14 protein-coding genes are annotated in these 15542 nt (G+C 68.1%); 3 read left to right on the top strand and 11 right to left on the bottom strand.

Annotated elements, in window-relative coordinates; all coding sequences use genetic code 11:
- Positions 1-293 precede the first annotated feature (293 nt).
- Complete coding sequence (locus AB0383_RS19190; RefSeq protein WP_366188052.1) at positions 294-1121, bottom strand: alpha/beta hydrolase; 828 nt, start codon at positions 1119-1121, stop codon at positions 294-296.
- Positions 1122-1767: 646 nt separating this feature from the next.
- On the opposite strand from AB0383_RS19190, the gene AB0383_RS19185 reads away from it, so the two are divergent.
- Complete coding sequence (locus AB0383_RS19185; RefSeq protein WP_366188051.1) at positions 1768-2145, top strand: cupin; 378 nt, start codon at positions 1768-1770, stop codon at positions 2143-2145.
- 458 nt (positions 2146-2603) lie between these two features.
- A complete protein-coding gene (locus tag AB0383_RS19180) occupies positions 2604-3890 on the top strand; it encodes an MFS transporter (protein WP_366188076.1) in 1287 nt (428 codons plus the stop codon).
- Between the two features lie 21 nt (positions 3891-3911).
- Here the strand turns inward: AB0383_RS19180 and AB0383_RS19175 are convergent, their stop codons facing one another.
- The 9 genes from AB0383_RS19175 to AB0383_RS19135 all read right to left on the bottom strand — a co-directional run bounded on the left by AB0383_RS19175 (position 3912) and on the right by AB0383_RS19135 (position 13503).
- The gene (locus tag AB0383_RS19175; protein ID WP_366188050.1) at positions 3912-4499 is read right to left on the bottom strand and encodes a DUF5134 domain-containing protein; all 588 of its coding nucleotides are present in this window, start codon (positions 4497-4499) and stop codon (positions 3912-3914) included.
- A 50-nt stretch (positions 4500-4549) separates the two neighbouring features.
- Positions 4550-5461 carry an alpha/beta hydrolase gene (locus AB0383_RS19170; RefSeq protein ID WP_364179855.1) on the bottom strand — a complete coding sequence of 304 codons (912 nt, stop codon included), beginning with the start codon at positions 5459-5461 and terminating at the stop codon, positions 4550-4552.
- A gap of 37 nt (positions 5462-5498) precedes the next feature.
- The gene (locus AB0383_RS19165) at positions 5499-5909 is read right to left on the bottom strand and encodes a cupin domain-containing protein (protein ID WP_220246780.1); all 411 of its coding nucleotides are present in this window, start codon (positions 5907-5909) and stop codon (positions 5499-5501) included.
- 48 nt (positions 5910-5957) lie between these two features.
- The gene (locus AB0383_RS19160; RefSeq protein WP_366188049.1) at positions 5958-6689 is read right to left on the bottom strand and encodes a MoaF C-terminal domain-containing protein; all 732 of its coding nucleotides are present in this window, start codon (positions 6687-6689) and stop codon (positions 5958-5960) included.
- Positions 6690-6728: 39 nt separating this feature from the next.
- The gene (locus AB0383_RS19155) at positions 6729-8021 is read right to left on the bottom strand and encodes a cytochrome P450 (protein WP_364179859.1); all 1293 of its coding nucleotides are present in this window, start codon (positions 8019-8021) and stop codon (positions 6729-6731) included.
- A 28-nt stretch (positions 8022-8049) separates the two neighbouring features.
- Positions 8050-9066 carry a PDR/VanB family oxidoreductase gene (locus AB0383_RS19150; protein WP_366188048.1) on the bottom strand — a complete coding sequence of 339 codons (1017 nt, stop codon included), beginning with the start codon at positions 9064-9066 and terminating at the stop codon, positions 8050-8052.
- A 307-nt stretch (positions 9067-9373) separates the two neighbouring features.
- Complete coding sequence (locus tag AB0383_RS19145; RefSeq protein ID WP_366188047.1) at positions 9374-11674, bottom strand: LuxR C-terminal-related transcriptional regulator; 2301 nt, start codon at positions 11672-11674, stop codon at positions 9374-9376.
- A gap of 114 nt (positions 11675-11788) precedes the next feature.
- The gene (locus AB0383_RS19140; RefSeq protein ID WP_364179864.1) at positions 11789-12421 is read right to left on the bottom strand and encodes an MBL fold metallo-hydrolase; all 633 of its coding nucleotides are present in this window, start codon (positions 12419-12421) and stop codon (positions 11789-11791) included.
- On the bottom strand, positions 12418-13503 hold the full coding sequence (locus AB0383_RS19135) for an S-(hydroxymethyl)mycothiol dehydrogenase (RefSeq protein ID WP_366188046.1): 1086 nt from the start codon (positions 13501-13503) through the stop codon (positions 12418-12420). The genes AB0383_RS19140 and AB0383_RS19135 overlap by 4 nt, the downstream gene beginning before the upstream one ends.
- Positions 13504-13655: 152 nt before the next feature.
- Here AB0383_RS19135 and AB0383_RS19130 point away from each other — a divergent pair, with 152 nt between their 5' ends.
- Positions 13656-14909, top strand: a complete 1254-nt coding sequence (locus tag AB0383_RS19130) for a LuxR C-terminal-related transcriptional regulator (RefSeq protein ID WP_366188045.1) — start codon at positions 13656-13658, stop codon at positions 14907-14909.
- Between the two features lie 33 nt (positions 14910-14942).
- Here AB0383_RS19130 and AB0383_RS19125 read toward each other — a convergent pair whose 3' ends face one another.
- Positions 14943-15296: a hypothetical protein gene (locus AB0383_RS19125; protein WP_366188044.1), complete on the bottom strand. Its 354-nt coding sequence runs from the start codon at positions 15294-15296 to the stop codon at positions 14943-14945.
- Positions 15297-15542: the final 246 nt, after the last annotated feature.

Here is a 15542-nt window from a genome sequence, read left to right as displayed (position 1 = left end):
CGGCGTCCACTCGTCGGGTCCCGGATCGAAGGACGAAATAGGTACGCTGCACACTGCCGAGGAATTGATATTCAAACGCCTCGAATTCCCTGACGTCACCAAGGGCGTTTGCCGCCACCGCCGCAAGAAGGTGGATCAATTTTTGAGCCACCGGAACCGCATCACAAGACGACAGGATCTAAATACTTACTCGCCAGAGATTCGATCGAAACCACCCATGCGCGTCGTCCCGGAACGAGCACACTCACCCCGGACGGAGGCACTTCCTCGTCCGGGGTGACTGTGGGCGGCTGTCAGCCGGCGATGGCATCGGCGGCGCTCACGATGATGTCCGCGACCTTGTCCGGCAGCGAGACCAGCACCGCGTGCGAGGCCCCGGGGACCACGACGGTGTGAGCGCGAGCGCGCTCGGCCATCCACTCCTGGGCGGCCGGCGGGATGTTCTTGTCCCCCGTCGGGATCAGGCTCCACGTGGGAATCCCCTGCCACCCGGCCGCGCCGGAAGGCTCATTGAGCGCCTCGGCCGTGATCGGGCGCTGCGTGACGGCCAACAGCCTCGCCTGTGACAGCGGGACGTCGGCGGCAAACTGCTGCGGGAACAGGTCCTGCTTCACGTACAGGTCGGTTTGCCCGCCCGGCAGTGCCACCTCCCGGAGCGTGTCCCCGAGTGTGCTGCCCGGGAACTTCGCCGACAGCGCAGCCGCGGACTCGCCCTGCTCCGGAATGAAGCCTGCGATGTAGACGAGCGCCTGCACCTTCGGGTCGCCGACCGCGGCAGCCGTGATCACCGAGCCGCCGTAGGAGTGCCCGACCAGCACCACCGGGCCGTCGACGCTGTCGACCAGCGCCTTGACGTACGCCCCGTCCGAGGCGACCCCACGTAGCGGGTTGGCCGCCGCGATCACGGGATAGCCGTGCCGCCGCAGCCGTTCGAGCGTCCCGTTCCAGCTCGACGAGTCGGCGAATGCCCCGTGCACCAGCACGATCGTCGGCTTGGGTTTGCCGCTGCCCTTCGCCGGTTCGCGCGCCGCCGCCGACGACTGCGCGGCGGCGAAGACCGCGGCGCCTACCAGCACGGCGGCCGCCGACGCGACCTTGGTCAGCCCGATGCGTGTGCGCATTTCTTTGCTCCTCGAGGATCCGGTGCGATTCGACCGCGCTGGAGAATACCTCCGAAGCCGATTTTCGCACGCCGTCCTCCCGATCCGCCCGAACACATTTCCCGAAACTACTCGTGCACGTTGCACCAAATGAATCGCTGGCATGATCCTTGCGGAGAATGGCACTGATGCCCCTTGCCCACCGGCCGGCATCCCGGTGTGGCCGACATCACGTCAGGGAGAGCCCGGGCGAGTTGTCGCGCAACGATCCTTCACTGACCGATTTGACCGATTCTATGCTGCGGAAACCTCTTCTTCTACAGATAATCCAGACCAAACGGACATGGCACGAAAACTTTTACTGACAGTCACTGAAAGTGACTACAGTGCAAATTCAGGAGAACCCGTTGTGCCCCAACGCACAGTGGCCTCCAGGAGGCGGCGCTGCAATCATGCTCCGAAGTCATAGGAGGTGCTTAAAGGAGCGGATAACATGACCAACACCATCTCCGTGGACGGCACGGAACGGCATCCCAGCTGTCCGACGATTCCTGCGCCGCCGCGGAAGCGGACATCGAGCCGGCGAAACCCCTGGCTCGACGGCCGCGTCACTATCACCTGCCCGGTGTCGGGGCGGGCGGCCCGAACCCGAGGGAAGGCAGTATCCATGTCCGATTCCGTTCCCCCCGCCCCGCACCCGGCGACCGATTCGGGGATCACCGACGAGGCCATCTCGAAGAGGACCATCGACGGCGTCGACTACATCTTCAACCTGATGACGCCGGCGCCAGGAGCCAGCACCGGCGGGCACACCCACCCCGGCACCATCTACTCGGTCGTCCACAGCGGCGCCCTCACCCACGGTCTGGCCGGCTGCCACACCGAGGTGATCCGCCGGGGCGAGCCCTTCGTCGACCACGCTGACGAGGTCCACATCGGACGCAACCTCGGCTCCACACCCACCGTCGTCGTCGGACTGGCGGTTCTGCCACACGGCGCACCGTTCACCGAAGCCGCGCCGGATCCCGGCTGTGGTCACCGGTGACCGATGGCTGCGGATGCCGGAGGGTCATGTTGGTGTGCCCCTCGTGCCCCTCGTCAGAGGGAGCGGCACGGCTTCGCAGACCCTGTCGCCGACGGTCACCGACAGCACTCGTTGTGCTACTGTCGCCGGAAATGGTACGGAATTCGCGCAGGTTCCGATCTTGCCACGGGACTCGAACCGAGACGTGTGGCGGCGGTGCCCTTTGGCGCCGCACCGGCTGCGTCGAGGTCCGCGCTCGGCGCATCAGTCGGTGGTCAGCCGGCCCTGTCGACCGGTGAAGACACAACAGCGTCCGGGCAACGAGGACTGATTTCCGGACCGGTCCGCACCGGCGCGTGCCTCGCCGGAGCGCGTCGGCGCCTCGGCCCCGCCGGGGAACGAGAAGATTGGGGCTGTCCGTGTCAAAGGAGACCGGCGTACTCGGTGATCGCGTGCTCGCCAAAGTGGCGGTACGGATCATGCCGTTCCTGGCGCTGCTGTACTTCGTGAACTACCTGGACCGGGTGAACATCGGTTTCGCCGGTCCGAACGGGATGAACAAAGCCCTCGGCTTGACGTCCACGGCGTTCGGCTTCGTATCCGGCATCTTCTTCCTCGGTTACCTCATCCTCGAAGTGCCGAGCAACCTCGCGTTGCACCGGTTCGGCGCCCGGCGCTGGCTGGCCCGGATCATGATCACCTGGGGTGTCCTCGCGACGGTGCTGGCGTTCGTGCCCAACGCGACCACGCTGATCGTCCTGCGGTTCCTGCTCGGCGTGGCCGAGGCGGGCTTCTTCCCCGGCATCATCCTGTACCTGACCTATTGGTTCCCGGCCGCGCAGCGGGCGAAGGCCGTGGCGCTGTTCATGGTCGCCGTGCCGGTTTCCTCCGCCATCGGATCCACGGTGTCGAGCCTTCTGATCGTGGGCGGCCACGGGCTGTTCGGCCTGGACGGCTGGCGGTTCATGTTCCTGGTCGAGGGCGTTCCGGCGATCCTGCTGGCCTTCGCGACGTGGTTCTGGCTCACCGACAAGCCGGAAAAGGCGAAGTGGCTCAACGCGGACGAGCGGCAGTGGCTCATCACCGAACTCGAAACGGAACGGAAGGCGACCATTGCCGAGCACCACTGGCCGCTGAAGAAGGCCCTCACCCACCCTCGGATCCTCGCGCTGGCGTTCGTGTACTTCGCCATCGCCTACGGGTTGTACGCACTCGGCTTCTTCCTGCCGACGATCATCGCCGGGTTCGGCGCGGAGTTCGGCACGAAGCTGAGCGTGGTCCAGTCCGGGCTGGTCAACGCCATCCCGTACGTGATCGGCGCCCTGGTGATGGTGTTCTGGGCGCGCCACGGCGACCGCACCGGAGAGCGCAAGTGGCACGTGGCGCTGCCCATGCTGGTCGGCGGGGCCGCCATCCCGATCGCGCTGTACCTCGGCAACCCCTACGCCGCGATGGTCGCCGTGACAATCTGCGCCGTCGGCGTGTGCTGCGCGCTGCCGACGTTCTGGGCACTGCCCTCGAACTTCCTCGCCGGAGCTGCCGCGGCGGGAGGGATCGCACTGATCAACTCCCTGGGCAACATCTCCGGCTTCGCGGCTCCGTACATCACCGGCTGGCTGCGCGACCTGACCGGCACCCAGCGCACGGGTCTGTGGGTCGTCGGCGCCTGCATGGTCGCCGGCGCCATCGTCACCATCGCGCTGGGCGCCCGGCCACGGATGTCCGCGGTGCCGGAGCGGAAGAACAGCTCCGCACAGGAGTCGTAGCCGTTCTCGGCGGACCGGCGGCTACATCATCGCGGCGAACATAATGGCCATGCCGGCCGCCATCAGTGCCTGGGTGGCGATGGCGAGCTGGGCGCGGCCCGAGGCCGGCGGCTTGGCGTGGCGGCGCGCGAGGAGCTCCGAGATCCACCAGGCGCCGGCGACGGCGGAGCCGATGGTCAGCAGCCAGTTGAGTCCGGTGATCAACGGGGATGTGCCGGCGGTGTCAGGTGTCGTGTCCACAATGGGCATGTGCATGCCGGACATGCGCATGCCGGGCATCGGAGGACCGTGCTGACCACCAATACCGGCGACCTCGACCGGAGCCGGTGGCAGGCCGTCGGTCATCACCGCGTACATCCAGGCCATCGCGAGCATCATCAGAGCGTGATAGGCGTTGGCCCGGCGATGTTCCGCGGTCCGCACAGCGCCGGCGACGAACCAGACAGCCGCCGACAGGAAGACCAGCAAGGGAACTGTTGTCGGGAGGTCGTCACCGTGCGTCCACGCCATCAGGGCCATCGCGAAAGCCATGAGCGCGTGCAAGGAATGTCCGATGACGCCCTGCAGAGAGAGGCGAACGACGACGATTCCGTGCACGCGCTCAGCCACGCAGATGGCGAAGAGCGCGGTGACGACCCACCGAAGAACAAGATCGTGGATCATCGGGACAGCGCACGAGTGACATGCGCGGTGATCAGCTCGTACATCCGGCGGATCGTCTTCGTGTCGTCCGTCATGATGTCGTAACCGTGGTCCACATCGGACACCTCGACGTACTCGGCAAGCGAGCCGGCGACCTCGAGCTTGTCCGCGTACTGCCTGGCTTCGTTGCGCAGCCGGTCGTACTCCGCGGTGATGACCAGGGCCGACGCGATGCCCGTGAGGCCTTCGGCGTTGGCTCCCCAGGCCGGGGAGACGAAGCGGTGGCGGCGAAGGGCGCGGTCGGGCACGTAGGCGGTGTCGAAGACCTCGCAGAGCCAGGGCTGAAGCACCGCTTTCGAGCCCAGCGGGGTCGGTTTCCGCGAGGGCGGGGTCACGATGTCGAGCGGTGGGTAGTGCAGGATCTGCAGCGAGATGGCGGGGCCGCCGTTCTCCAGCGCCATCCGCGACACGGCCGCGGACAGGTTGCCGCCCGCGCTCTGGCCGCCGACGCACAGGCGGGTGCCGTCCCAGTCTCGCTCCGGTTCCGAGGCCCAGCTGACCACGTCGTAGAACTGTTCGACAGGCGTGGGAAAACGTGTCTTCGGAGCCAGTGCGTAGTCGGTGTTGAGCACGACGACACCAGCGTGCGCGGCCAGAAAACGGCACCAGGCGTCGTCCTGTTGCCGGTGCCCCACGACGAAGCCGCCGCCGTGGGCGTTGACGTACACGCCGGGGACGCCGGCCGGGGACGGCGGGAAGTACAGCGTCGCGGCGACCGGACCGTGGCGAGTTTCGACGCTGATGTCGGTGGTGCGGACAGTGATTTCAGGGAACCGAGGTTCGCCGGCGGGGTGGATCGCCGAGTTGATCTTGGCGGCGAACCTGCGGGCGACGATGTCGGCCACCGGCCGTCGCGACAGTACTGACATGAATCCTCGTCTCGTTTCGATCCGGTCGCGGCGACGGTCAGCCCTGGTGCTGCCGGGCGCTCGGGTGGCGCAGGTGATCGCGAGCCACGATCTCCTCCGGCTCCAGCATCGTGATCATCTCCACGCCGGGAGCGCAGATGCACACGGCGACGAACCGCGCCCAGGAGTCCGGGTCCGGGTTCGCGACCTGATAGTGCACGACGTCACCGCCGGGCTCCCAGAACGCCTCGCCCGCAACGATTTCCCGGGGCTCCTCACCTTCCAGCTCGAAGAAGATCTTGCCTTCCGTCACGTAACCGAACACCGGTCCGGAGTGGCGGTGCGGCGCGAGGCCCGGGTCGGCCGGCGGGAGTTCGACGAGCTGCGTCATCGCGTGCGAACCCTCCGGAATCGCGGGCGGAGTGGCGTGGAGGAGATCGGTGACCTTGACGTTTCCCTTGGCCAGCATGGCTTTTCCTTTCGTAGAGGACGAGCGCGAGGTGCGCTCCGTCCGGTTTCAGGCGGTGGTCGCGGTGTGGCCCAGCAATTCGCCGACTGCGCCGAAGGTGGATTGCGTCGGCCGTTCGCCGGTCCGGTCCAGACCGAAGACGGCTCCGTACGAACGCAGCGCCGCGAGGTCGCGGTGATCGGCAATGGTGACCGAGGCGGATGGGGCCGCCGTTTCCCGCGCGGCGAAGACGTAGATTTCGGGCCGTAGTTCATAAGTCGTGCACTCGTCGGTGCCGGCGCGCCCGGCCGCAGGGCCGGCCAGGCAGCGCCACGAGTACGAACTCGGTTCGAGGTGGACGTGCTCGTAGCGGCTTCCGTCGCCGTAGGTCCACCGCACTCGCCGGCCCAGGAGCGCGGCCGTGGGTGCCGGTTCGGTTCCGCTCGTCGCCAGTCCCTCGATGCGGCCCGGCAGGAAGGTGTGCTGCACCCTGGTCCGGTCCTCCGCCGGATCCCCGATCGTGCTCACGACGGCCAGGCTGCGTCCGTGTTCGAAGTCGAGGACGAGGCTCACAGCCGCGTTGGGCACGTCCCGACTGTGGTGAAACTGCGTGTACACCAACCCTTCCGCGATGTCGAAGGCCTCGTAGTCGTCCCGCCCGGACACCACCGGGTGCGGGTCGCCGGGTCCGGGCTCGTAGCTCCAGTCGACGATCGTCGCGCCGAACCTGTGCGACACGCGGCTGCCGTGCGAGTTCGTGAACACGATCTCGCGGCCGGTCACAGTGGAATCTCTGGTCATCAGTGCTTTCTCCGTTCGTCGTCGGACCGCAGACACCGGTCAGGTGAGGACGGGGTTCTTTTCGACGTCCCAGCTCACGTGCAGCGATTCCGGGCCCCGGAACGACGTGTTGGGGACGTAGCGGAACTCCTGGTGGTCGAGAGTCATGTGCGGCAGGCGCCGCGTCAGCTCTTCGAGGTAGATGACCATCTCGAGCCGCGCGAGGTGGTTGCCCAGGCACATGTGCGTGCCGGCGCCGAACGCGATGTGCGCCTTGGCGTCCCGGTCGATGTCGAACCGCTCGGGCTCGTCGAACACCGCGTCGTCCTGGTTCGCCGACGCGATCACCATGAGGATCTTCGCTCCGGCGGGAATCGTCACGTCGCCGACGAGCACGTCTTCCTTCGCGATCCGGCGCCAGGCAGCGACCGAAGGGTTGAGCCGCAAGCACTCCTCGACCGCGCCGGGGATCAGCGACGGCTGAGCGCACAGGCGATCCCACTGGTCGCGGTTCCGCAGCAGCGTCACGACCGCGTTCGCGGTGGCGTTCGTCGTGGTTTCGTGGGCGGCCATCGCGCCGCCCATGACGTTCGTCTGCAGCCAGGTGTCGGAGATGACGTCCGGGTGTTCGCGCTGCATCTTGATCGCGTGACCCAGCCAGCCGGGCGGGTCGTCGAGCTCCTTGAGCTTCCCGATCACGCGCTCACCCATCGCCCAGAACTGGCCCAAGCCGTCGGCGGCCCGCACCTGCTCCTCGGGACTCGGCCGTCCCCAGACGAACTCCGTCATCGACGTGGCCAGCCTGCGCACGGTGTCGACGTCTTCTTCGGGAATCCCCAGGAACTGCAACGCAACCAGGCACGGGATGTCCCAGAGCATGTCGGCGATGAGATCGGCGTGGCCGCGCTCGACGAAGCGGTCGATGTAGTCGTTCGTCGTCTGCCGGATGTAGGGAGCAAGGGGGTCGATCCGATCGGGCATGAACGCCGGAGCGTTCAGCCGGCGGTACTGCCGGTGCATCGGCGGGTCGGAATCCGCGAGAACGGGGCAGGGCGCGAACTCGTATTTCTCGAGTTGCGCACCCGCCGCCTCCGAAGGCGGCGTGACCGGCGTCAGCGTGATGGCCGCGGAGAACTTGTTGAACTGACTGAAAACCGATTTGACGTCTTCGTGTCGCGCGACGACCCAGTAGTCCGAGTCGTCGTTGTAGAACACCGGCTGGCTCTCTCGGGCCCAAGCCAGCGAGGCTCCGGGATTCTCCTGGTATTCACGGTCGAAGAACGAGAAACCCGCGGCGGTGTGAGCGACCGGGCATCCGGTCGCCGGTTCGTTGCTGCTGACAGCGCTGTCCATGGGCAGCCTTCCTCTCTTCTTTGTGCGATCAGAGATCGAGCCGGATCTTCGGACACGCGGCTCGGCTGATGCAGATCATCAAGGTGCTGTTCTCTTCCTGCTCCTCAGGACTGAGAACCGAGTCGCGGTGGTCCGCGCGGCCCGACACGATGTTCGTTTCGCAGGTCCCGCACGTGCCTTCCGAACAGGAGAACGGTGCGGGAATGCCGGCCGCCCGCGCGACGCCGAGAATCGAATCGTCCGGCCCGACCGAAACGGTGATCCCGGTTCGCACGAATTCGACTTCGAAGTTGTCGAGGACGGTCTCTTCGAGCTGGGTCTTGGGAGTGAACCGCTCCAGGTGGATCTGGCCGGCGATGCCGAAGTCCGCGGCCATCGCCTCCACCGCGCACAGCAGACCCTCCGGGCCGCACACGTAAACCGCGGTACCCGGAAAGACTCCGGCGAGGATGCCCGCGAGATCGATACGGCCGTGGGTGTCCTCCGGAACCAGGGTCACGCCGTCGCGGTGAGCCTGTTTCAGGTCGTCGGCGAACGCCATGTTGCCCCGGCTGCGGCCACCGTAGACCAAGGACCATTCGGCGCCCGCCCGATCGACCGACTCGATCATCGGCAGGATCGGGGTGATCCCGATTCCGCCGGCGATGAACAGGTACCCGGGCGCTTCGACGAGGCGGAAGTTGTTGCGCGGGCCCCGAACGGTGAGGCTTTCGCCTTCGCGCACTTCCCGGTGGACGCGTGCGGAACCGCCTCGGCCGTCCGGTTGGTACAGCACGCTCACCTGCCAGGAGCGAAGGTCGCTCGGCTTACCGCACAGGGAGTACTGCCGGACCAGGTCCGGTCCGAGGACGAGGTCGATGTGCGCCCCCGGCGTCCACGCGGGGAGGTCACGCCCGTCGGCGGGAACGAGGGTCAGCTGCGTGATGGTGTCGGTGATCGGCGTTTTCGCCTTGACTTCCATCACGAGGTCGTCGTGCGCCTGGTTCTCGGGATCCGCCCACCGGGGCTGTCGACCGGAGTGTCCGGCCTCGAACTGCGATGCCATGGGGACTCCTTCGGATTTCGCCGGGTGCCCCGACGCGTGCTTCGTTGCACCACCGCACGCCGGCGACTCGGCCGGTTCGTGCGTCGCTGACTGGCAGCCCTTGTAATCTCCGTCACTGTGGGACCACGCACATGGGGGAGATCACGGGAGGCGGTACGGAAGTTACGGATGTCCGTACCGAGCGCGGCCGAAGACACAGCTCTGACCTGCTAAGTCCAGTGCCACAACGGATTTCCCGACGAGACGGGCCAGGCCAGGTCCACAGTGGCGGACCTGGCCTGGCTCGGGTGGTGGGTTCAGCGGTTCGTCAGAGGGATTGGGCGATGTACCAGGAAGCGATCTGGCTGCGTGAGCCGAACCCGAGGCGCGTCATGATGTTGTCGATGTGGCTCTCCACCGTGCGCGCGGAGATCACCAGAGCCGCCGCGATCTGCGGGCTGGTCAGCCCTTTCGAGATCAACGCCGCGATCTCCTGTTGCCGGCTGGTGAGCACGGGTGATTCGCCCTCGGGAGCCGACTCGGCGACCTGTTCCGCCAACGCGTAGGCGATGATTCCCGTCGGAGATCGCTTTGCGCCCGCCTGCATGGCGTTGGTCAGCGCCCGGGACGGCATGGTCTGTTCGAGCTGGGCGAGACAGGCGGAGTGGTAGCCGGTGAGTTTCGGCCCGAACGCCACCAGCTCCGTTCCCGTGCGCTGCCAAAGGCTTCGAGACGCGCCGAGCAGCTGCGCCGCTCGCTCGCACTGACCGGTCGACCCCGCGATCCAGGCGAGGAGCTCGGTCATCAACGCGGTGCCCAGGGACGGATCGAAGTCGCGGTGATCGCGCAGCGCGTCGACCGCGGCCGTCTGCGCCGCGGTGCAGTCGCCTCGCAGCCAGTGGTCGAGGCCTTGGCTCCATTTCAGGTAGGAGCGCGCCCAGAGTTCGTTGCGCCGGTGGCACACCGCCAGCGCCGCAGTGCTGACGGCCAACGAATCGTCGCTGCGACCGGCGAGGGAAAGCGTGACGGCGTACTCGAAGGACGTCATGAGCCATTCCGGGGTCTCGTCGACCTCGGCCAGCTCTGGCAGCGCGACCTCGAAGTGGCCCTCGGCCTCGGCGAGGTCGCCGCGAAGCTGTGCGGCGAGTCCCCGCAGACCGCGGCACTGGGCCGCCGCGTCCGCCAGGTGGAGCCGCGTCGCCAACGCTTCGCACTCGTCGAGGCGCTGCGCTGCCGCCTCCTGGTCGCCTTGGAGCAGGCTGACCCTGGCGGCGACCCACAGCGCTTTCGCCCGAGCCGCCGTGGGCGCTCGCTCGCCCTCCGGCGCGCCGAGCGCCTCGTCGGCCCAGGTGCGGCCTTCGGCAATGTACCCGTCGGCGTACCAGCGGTAACGCAGCCCGGCAACCAGCTCGAGCTGGTAGTCGCCGCCCGCGGCAGCGGCTTCGAATGCGGCGCGGAGGTTTTCGCGCTCGACACGCATCCACTTGGCCGAAGCGGCTTGCGCGGGCCCGCTCCACGAACGTTCCAGATCCTTGACCACGTCGAGGAAGTACTGCCGGTGCCGGACGCGGAAGCGCGCGGAGCCGTCCGTGAGCTCGAGGACCTCCGCGCCGTACGCCCGGATGGTCTCCAACATCCGGAAGCGCCTCGACGATTCCTGGTCCTCGACGTTCAGCACGGACTGGTTCACCAGGGAGCTCAAGAGATCGAGCGTGGGGCCGCCGTCGTCGCCGCACACGCCTTCGGCCGCGGTCAGGTCGAAACTGCCCGCGAAAACGGAGAGGCGCGCCCACAGCCGACGTTCCGCTTCCGTGCAGAGGTCGAAACTCCAGTCCACGAGAGACCGGAGGGTCTGCTGGCGCGGCGCGGCCGATCGGCTGCCGATGGTGAGCAGCCCGAACCGGTCCGACAACCGGTCCAGGATCTGGTCGAGCGACAGGATGCGCATCCGGGCGACCGCCAACTCGATGGCCAGCGGAATTCCCTCCAGCTGAATGCACAACCGCGCTGCTGCGGCGGCGTTGTGCTCGCCGAGGGCGAACCCGGGGGACGCGGCCACAGCACGTTCTTCGAGCAGCCGGATCGACTCGAACTGCGCCAGGGCCTCGAGGCTGACCGGCTCCGCGTCGTCCGGAACGGTGAGCGGAGGTACCGGGTAGAGCAGCTCCTCCGTGACGGTCAGCGACGTGCGGGTGGTGACCAGGATCCGGGCCGAGGGCGCGTGCCGCAGCACTTCGTGGACCACCAGGGCGGCCCCGGCGAGGACGTGTTCGCAGTTGTCGAGGATGAGCAGGATCTCGCGATCGCGAAGATAGTCGATCAGCTTCGCGGTGGCGTCGCGATTCGACTGGTCCGCGATCCCCAGCGCGTGGATGACCGCCGCCGGCACGTCGCCTCCGTCCGAGACGGAGGCCAGCTCGACGAAGTACACGCCGTTCTCGAAAAGGTGGTTCATCTCGTCGGCGAACTGCAACGCCAGCCGGGTCTTGCCCACTCCCCCCGGACCGATCAAGCTCACGAGCCGCCCGGCCGACAGCCGGTCGCGGATTTCCTTGCGCTGCTGACGCCGGCCGACGAAGCTGGTGGCGGTGAAGGGAACGTTGCCACTGCGAGCTCTCGCCTTGGCCACGGCACCTCCACGGGTCGGCTGAACGATCAGGCGCGCGCTGCCTGGTCGACGGTTCTGCCCATGATGAGTTCGAACCCGATGGGGGTCAACCGGCGCCGGCGATGCTCGGCTCGCTCAGTGGCCGCGGGCGATCCACTCGTCCAGGTGCGGCGATTCTTCGCCGACCGACGTGCCGTCGCCGTGTCCGGTGTGGACCCGGGTGCCCTCCGGCAGGACCAGCAACCGGTCCCGGATCGACGAGATGATCGTCGGGAAGTCGGAGAACGAGCGGCCGGTCGCGCCCGGGCCGCCGGCGAACAGCGTGTCACCGGTGAACAGGACGCCGGCCTCGGGCAGGTGCAGGCAGATCGAGCCCGGTGAGTGCCCCGGCGTGTGGATGAACTCCAGTGCGGTGCCCGCGACTGCGATCCGTTCGCCGTCCTCGGCACGCCAGAACCGCCGCCCCGGATGGGTCAGCTCCCACAGCTCCCGGTCGGCCGGGTGCAGCAGGACCGGTGCGTGGAGGTGCTCCCCCAGCTGCGGGGCGACGGTGACGTGGTCGTTGTGACCGTGGGTGCACACGATGCCGACGACGTTGCGGTCGCCGACTGCCTCGGTGATCGCCTTCTCGTCGTGGGCGGCGTCCACGACCACCACTTCGTCGTCGTCACCGACGAGCCAGACGTTGTTGTCGACGTCCCACGTGCCACCGTCGAGTTCGAACACGCCCGACGTGACGACGCGGTCGATCCGGAACTCGCCGCTCACAGGATCACCACCGACCGCAGCACCTCGCCCGCGTGCATGGTGTGGAAGGCCTTTTCGACGTCGTCGAGGGAGATCCGCTCGGTGACGAACTTGTCCAGGGGCAGCCGGCCCTGGCGGTGCAGGTCGATCAGCATCGGGAAGTCGCGCTCCGGCAGGCAATCGCCGTACCAGGACGACTTCAGCGAGCCACCGCGGGCGAAGAAGTCCAGCAGCGGCATCTCCAGCCGCATGTCCGGGGTCGGGACGCCGACGAGCACCACAGTGCCGGCCAGGTCGCGCGCGTAGAACGCCTGCTGCCACGTCTCGGGGCGCCCGACCGCGTCGATCACGACGTCGGCGCCGAAGCCGCCGGTGAGCTCCTGGACGGCGGCGACCGCGTCGGTGTCCGAGGCGTTGACCGTGTGCGTCGCGCCGAGGTCGCGCGCCCAGGCGAGCTTCCGGTCGTCGCGGTCGACGGCGATGATCGTCGTCGCGCCGGCGAGGCGGGCGCCGGCGATCGCGGCGTCACCCACTCCCCCGCAACCGATGACCGCCACCGAGTCGCCGCGGCCCACGCCGCCGGTGTTGACCGCGGCGCCGAGCCCGGCCATCACACCGCAGCCGAGCAGACCGGCGACCGCCGGGTCCACGGCCGGGTCCACCTTCGTGCACTGCCCGGCGTGCACGAGGGTCTTGTCCGCGAACGCGCCGATGCCCAGCGCCGGGGTCAGCTCGGTGCCGTCGGTCAGCGTCATCCGCTGCGTCGCGTTGAACGTGTTGAAGCAGTACTGGGGGCGGCCGCGTTTGCACGCCCGGCACTGCCCGCAGACCGCGCGCCAGTTGAGGACGACGAAGTCCCCCGGCCGCACGGATTCCACCCCGGCACCGACGCTTTCCACCGTGCCGGCGGCTTCGTGGCCGAGCAGGAACGGGAACTCGTCGTTGATGCCACCTTCGCGGTAGGTCAGGTCGGTGTGGCAGACGCCGCACGCCGCGATCGCGACGACCACTTCACCGGGGCCGGGGTCCGGGACCACGATGTCGGTCAGCTCGACCGCCGCGCCCTTCGACCGGGCGATCACCCCGCGCACCTGCTGTGGCATTCCCTGAAACCTCCGTTGGTCACCAGCCGAGGCATGCGTGGCAACGCATGCCTGACGCGACCCTAGAACGGGTGAGGGCGGGTGCGACCTGGTCGTTGGTCGAGGGAAACCTGGTCTTCCGGCCAGGGTCGGCGGTCGTTATCGTGATCCCGGTGTCCGACCACATCGAGCTGACCGAGCTGCGAGAGGTCGTCGAGGGCCCGCTGCGTGAGATCGCCGCCCGGTTCTCGCGGTTCCTCGCCGACCGCTGGCCGCACCAGGCGCTCGTCATCTTCACCCTCGAGTGCACCGGGCGTCCGCGCAAGGTCGCCGGTGCCGCGGCGATCACCGAGAAGATCACCATCGCCGAGCTCGAGCAGCTCAAAGCCACCGTGCCGCACGACAGCCAGCTGACCACGCACGCCGGCCTCGGCGGCGCCGACCGGACCGTCTGGGTCGCTCTCGACGCCGGCGGCACCCTGCTCGCGCTCGTCCCGCGGTCGCCACGGGCGCGGTGCCCGCAGCCGGCGCTGCTGGGCGCGCTGTTCGGGATCGTCGCGACCTCCATCCGCCAGCAGGTCGAGCAGGCCAGCCCCGACTACCTGGCCGAATCCCGCGCGGCCTCGACCGAACGGGCCCGCACGATCGCCGAAATGGCCGCGGCCCACGAAACCGCGCTCGTCACGATCCTGACGGCGCTGCGCTCCACCCGCCTGGACGACCGCCCCGCCCGCCTCGCCGCGACCGACTCCGCTTCGGCCGCACTGGTGGCCCTGCGCTCGGCGCAGACATCCGACCTGGCCCTGTCCGAAGAGCCGGCCCACTGCGCGTTCACCAGGCTCCGCCGCGAAGTCCGGCAGATGCTCCGCCACCACGACGCGGAGCTGGAGTTCGTCACCCCACCGAAAGACGCGCACCCGCTGCCCGGCGAAATCGCCCACGCGGCCCGCGCCATGACCTGCACGGCGGTGCTGGCCTTCACCACCCAGCCCGACCTGACCCGCCTGAGGGTCGCCTGGTCCACCGACGCCACCACGCTCCACCTCGACATCCGCGACCGCGAATCCGGCCACCTCGACGCCGCCGGCCTCCGCCGCCAACTCGACGGCCGCGCGAAAACCCTGGGCGCCACCGTCGAGGTCGACGCCGTCCCCGGATGGGGCAGCCGCGTCGCCATCGCCGTGCCGTTCGAGCCCGCCTCGGACCAGCCGGACGACGCCCTGTTGTCCACGCTCAACCGGCGTGAGCTGGAAGTCTTGCGCCTGGTGTCTCGGGGGCAGCGGAACAAGGCGATCGCCGAGGCTCTCGGTATCACGGAGAGCACGGTGAAGTTCCATGTGGCGGGGGTGTTGAAGAAGCTGGAAGTGAGTTCGCGGGGTGAGGCCGCTGCTTTGGCGTTGGCGGCGGGAATCGCTACTGCTGACTGACGGGGTGCGAGGGAACGCCTCGCCCGCGTTGGCTCACCACGATTTCCCACCCCGTTCGAGCAGTCGGCTCAGCTCGTCGGCGAGGGCGACCGATGCCTCGATCTCGGCCTTGCGGATGGACACGCTTTCCACCAGGAACCCGAAGGGCAGATCGAGTTTGCGGCAGAAGGCGATCAGGTCACGGGCGGTCGCCAGGCAGTGCTGGTAAGACTCGGCCAGCGTGTCATCGGCATGACGCAGCGAGTTTTCCAGCCAGCGCGGGACGTGGACGCCGAGCCACTTGAGGAAGGCCAGCGTCTTTACCGAGCCACACACCGAGAGCGTGAACACCACGGGCTTCGGTTCCAGGTGCTGCTCGCGGCAAGCGTAGAAGTAGTCGGAGACCATGCTCTTCGCCGCGTCGGAGCTGTAGATCACCTGCGAAACTCGGCAGGTACGGAAACGGCCGCTCCGCCGGGTTACGGTCACTCTCGTCGTCAATGTCGTACAACGCCAGACCGTCCACCTCCAAGGAGCCCAACCGCGCCAACGTCGCCGCGGTGATCTCCCGGATCCGCTCGGGATCAGTACTCAGACGGGGCGGCGTAATGCCGAACAACAAGATCTCGCTGCCCGCATCGGTCACCAACGTCC

This window comes from Amycolatopsis sp. NPDC051373 (genome assembly GCF_040689465.1).
In the GTDB taxonomy this organism is placed as follows: Bacteria; Actinomycetota; Actinomycetes; order Mycobacteriales; family Pseudonocardiaceae; genus Amycolatopsis.
The sequence above is the reverse complement of the archived record's forward strand: the minus strand, read 5'-3'. Positions and strand labels throughout refer to the sequence as shown.

Bases quoted from the DNA above. Each gene is read 5' to 3' on its own strand.
- AB0383_RS19190 (WP_366188052.1), bottom strand. From the start codon at position 1,121: ATGCGCACACGCATCGGGCTGACCAAGGTCGCGTCGGCGGCCGCCGTG.
- AB0383_RS19185 (WP_366188051.1), top strand. From the start codon at position 1,768: ATGTCCGATTCCGTTCCCCCCGCCCCGCACCCGGCGACCGATTCGGGG.
- AB0383_RS19180 (WP_366188076.1), top strand. From the start codon at position 2,604: ATGCCGTTCCTGGCGCTGCTGTACTTCGTGAACTACCTGGACCGGGTG.
- AB0383_RS19170 (WP_364179855.1), bottom strand. From the start codon at position 5,461: ATGTCAGTACTGTCGCGACGGCCGGTGGCCGACATCGTCGCCCGCAGG.
- AB0383_RS19165 (WP_220246780.1), bottom strand. From the start codon at position 5,909: ATGCTGGCCAAGGGAAACGTCAAGGTCACCGATCTCCTCCACGCCACT.
- AB0383_RS19160 (WP_366188049.1), bottom strand. From the start codon at position 6,689: ATGACCAGAGATTCCACTGTGACCGGCCGCGAGATCGTGTTCACGAAC.
- AB0383_RS19155 (WP_364179859.1), bottom strand. From the start codon at position 8,021: ATGGACAGCGCTGTCAGCAGCAACGAACCGGCGACCGGATGCCCGGTC.
- AB0383_RS19150 (WP_366188048.1), bottom strand. From the start codon at position 9,066: ATGGCATCGCAGTTCGAGGCCGGACACTCCGGTCGACAGCCCCGGTGG.
- AB0383_RS19135 (WP_366188046.1), bottom strand. From the start codon at position 13,503: ATGCCACAGCAGGTGCGCGGGGTGATCGCCCGGTCGAAGGGCGCGGCG.
- AB0383_RS19125 (WP_366188044.1), bottom strand. From the start codon at position 15,296: ATGGTCTCCGACTACTTCTACGCTTGCCGCGAGCAGCACCTGGAACCG.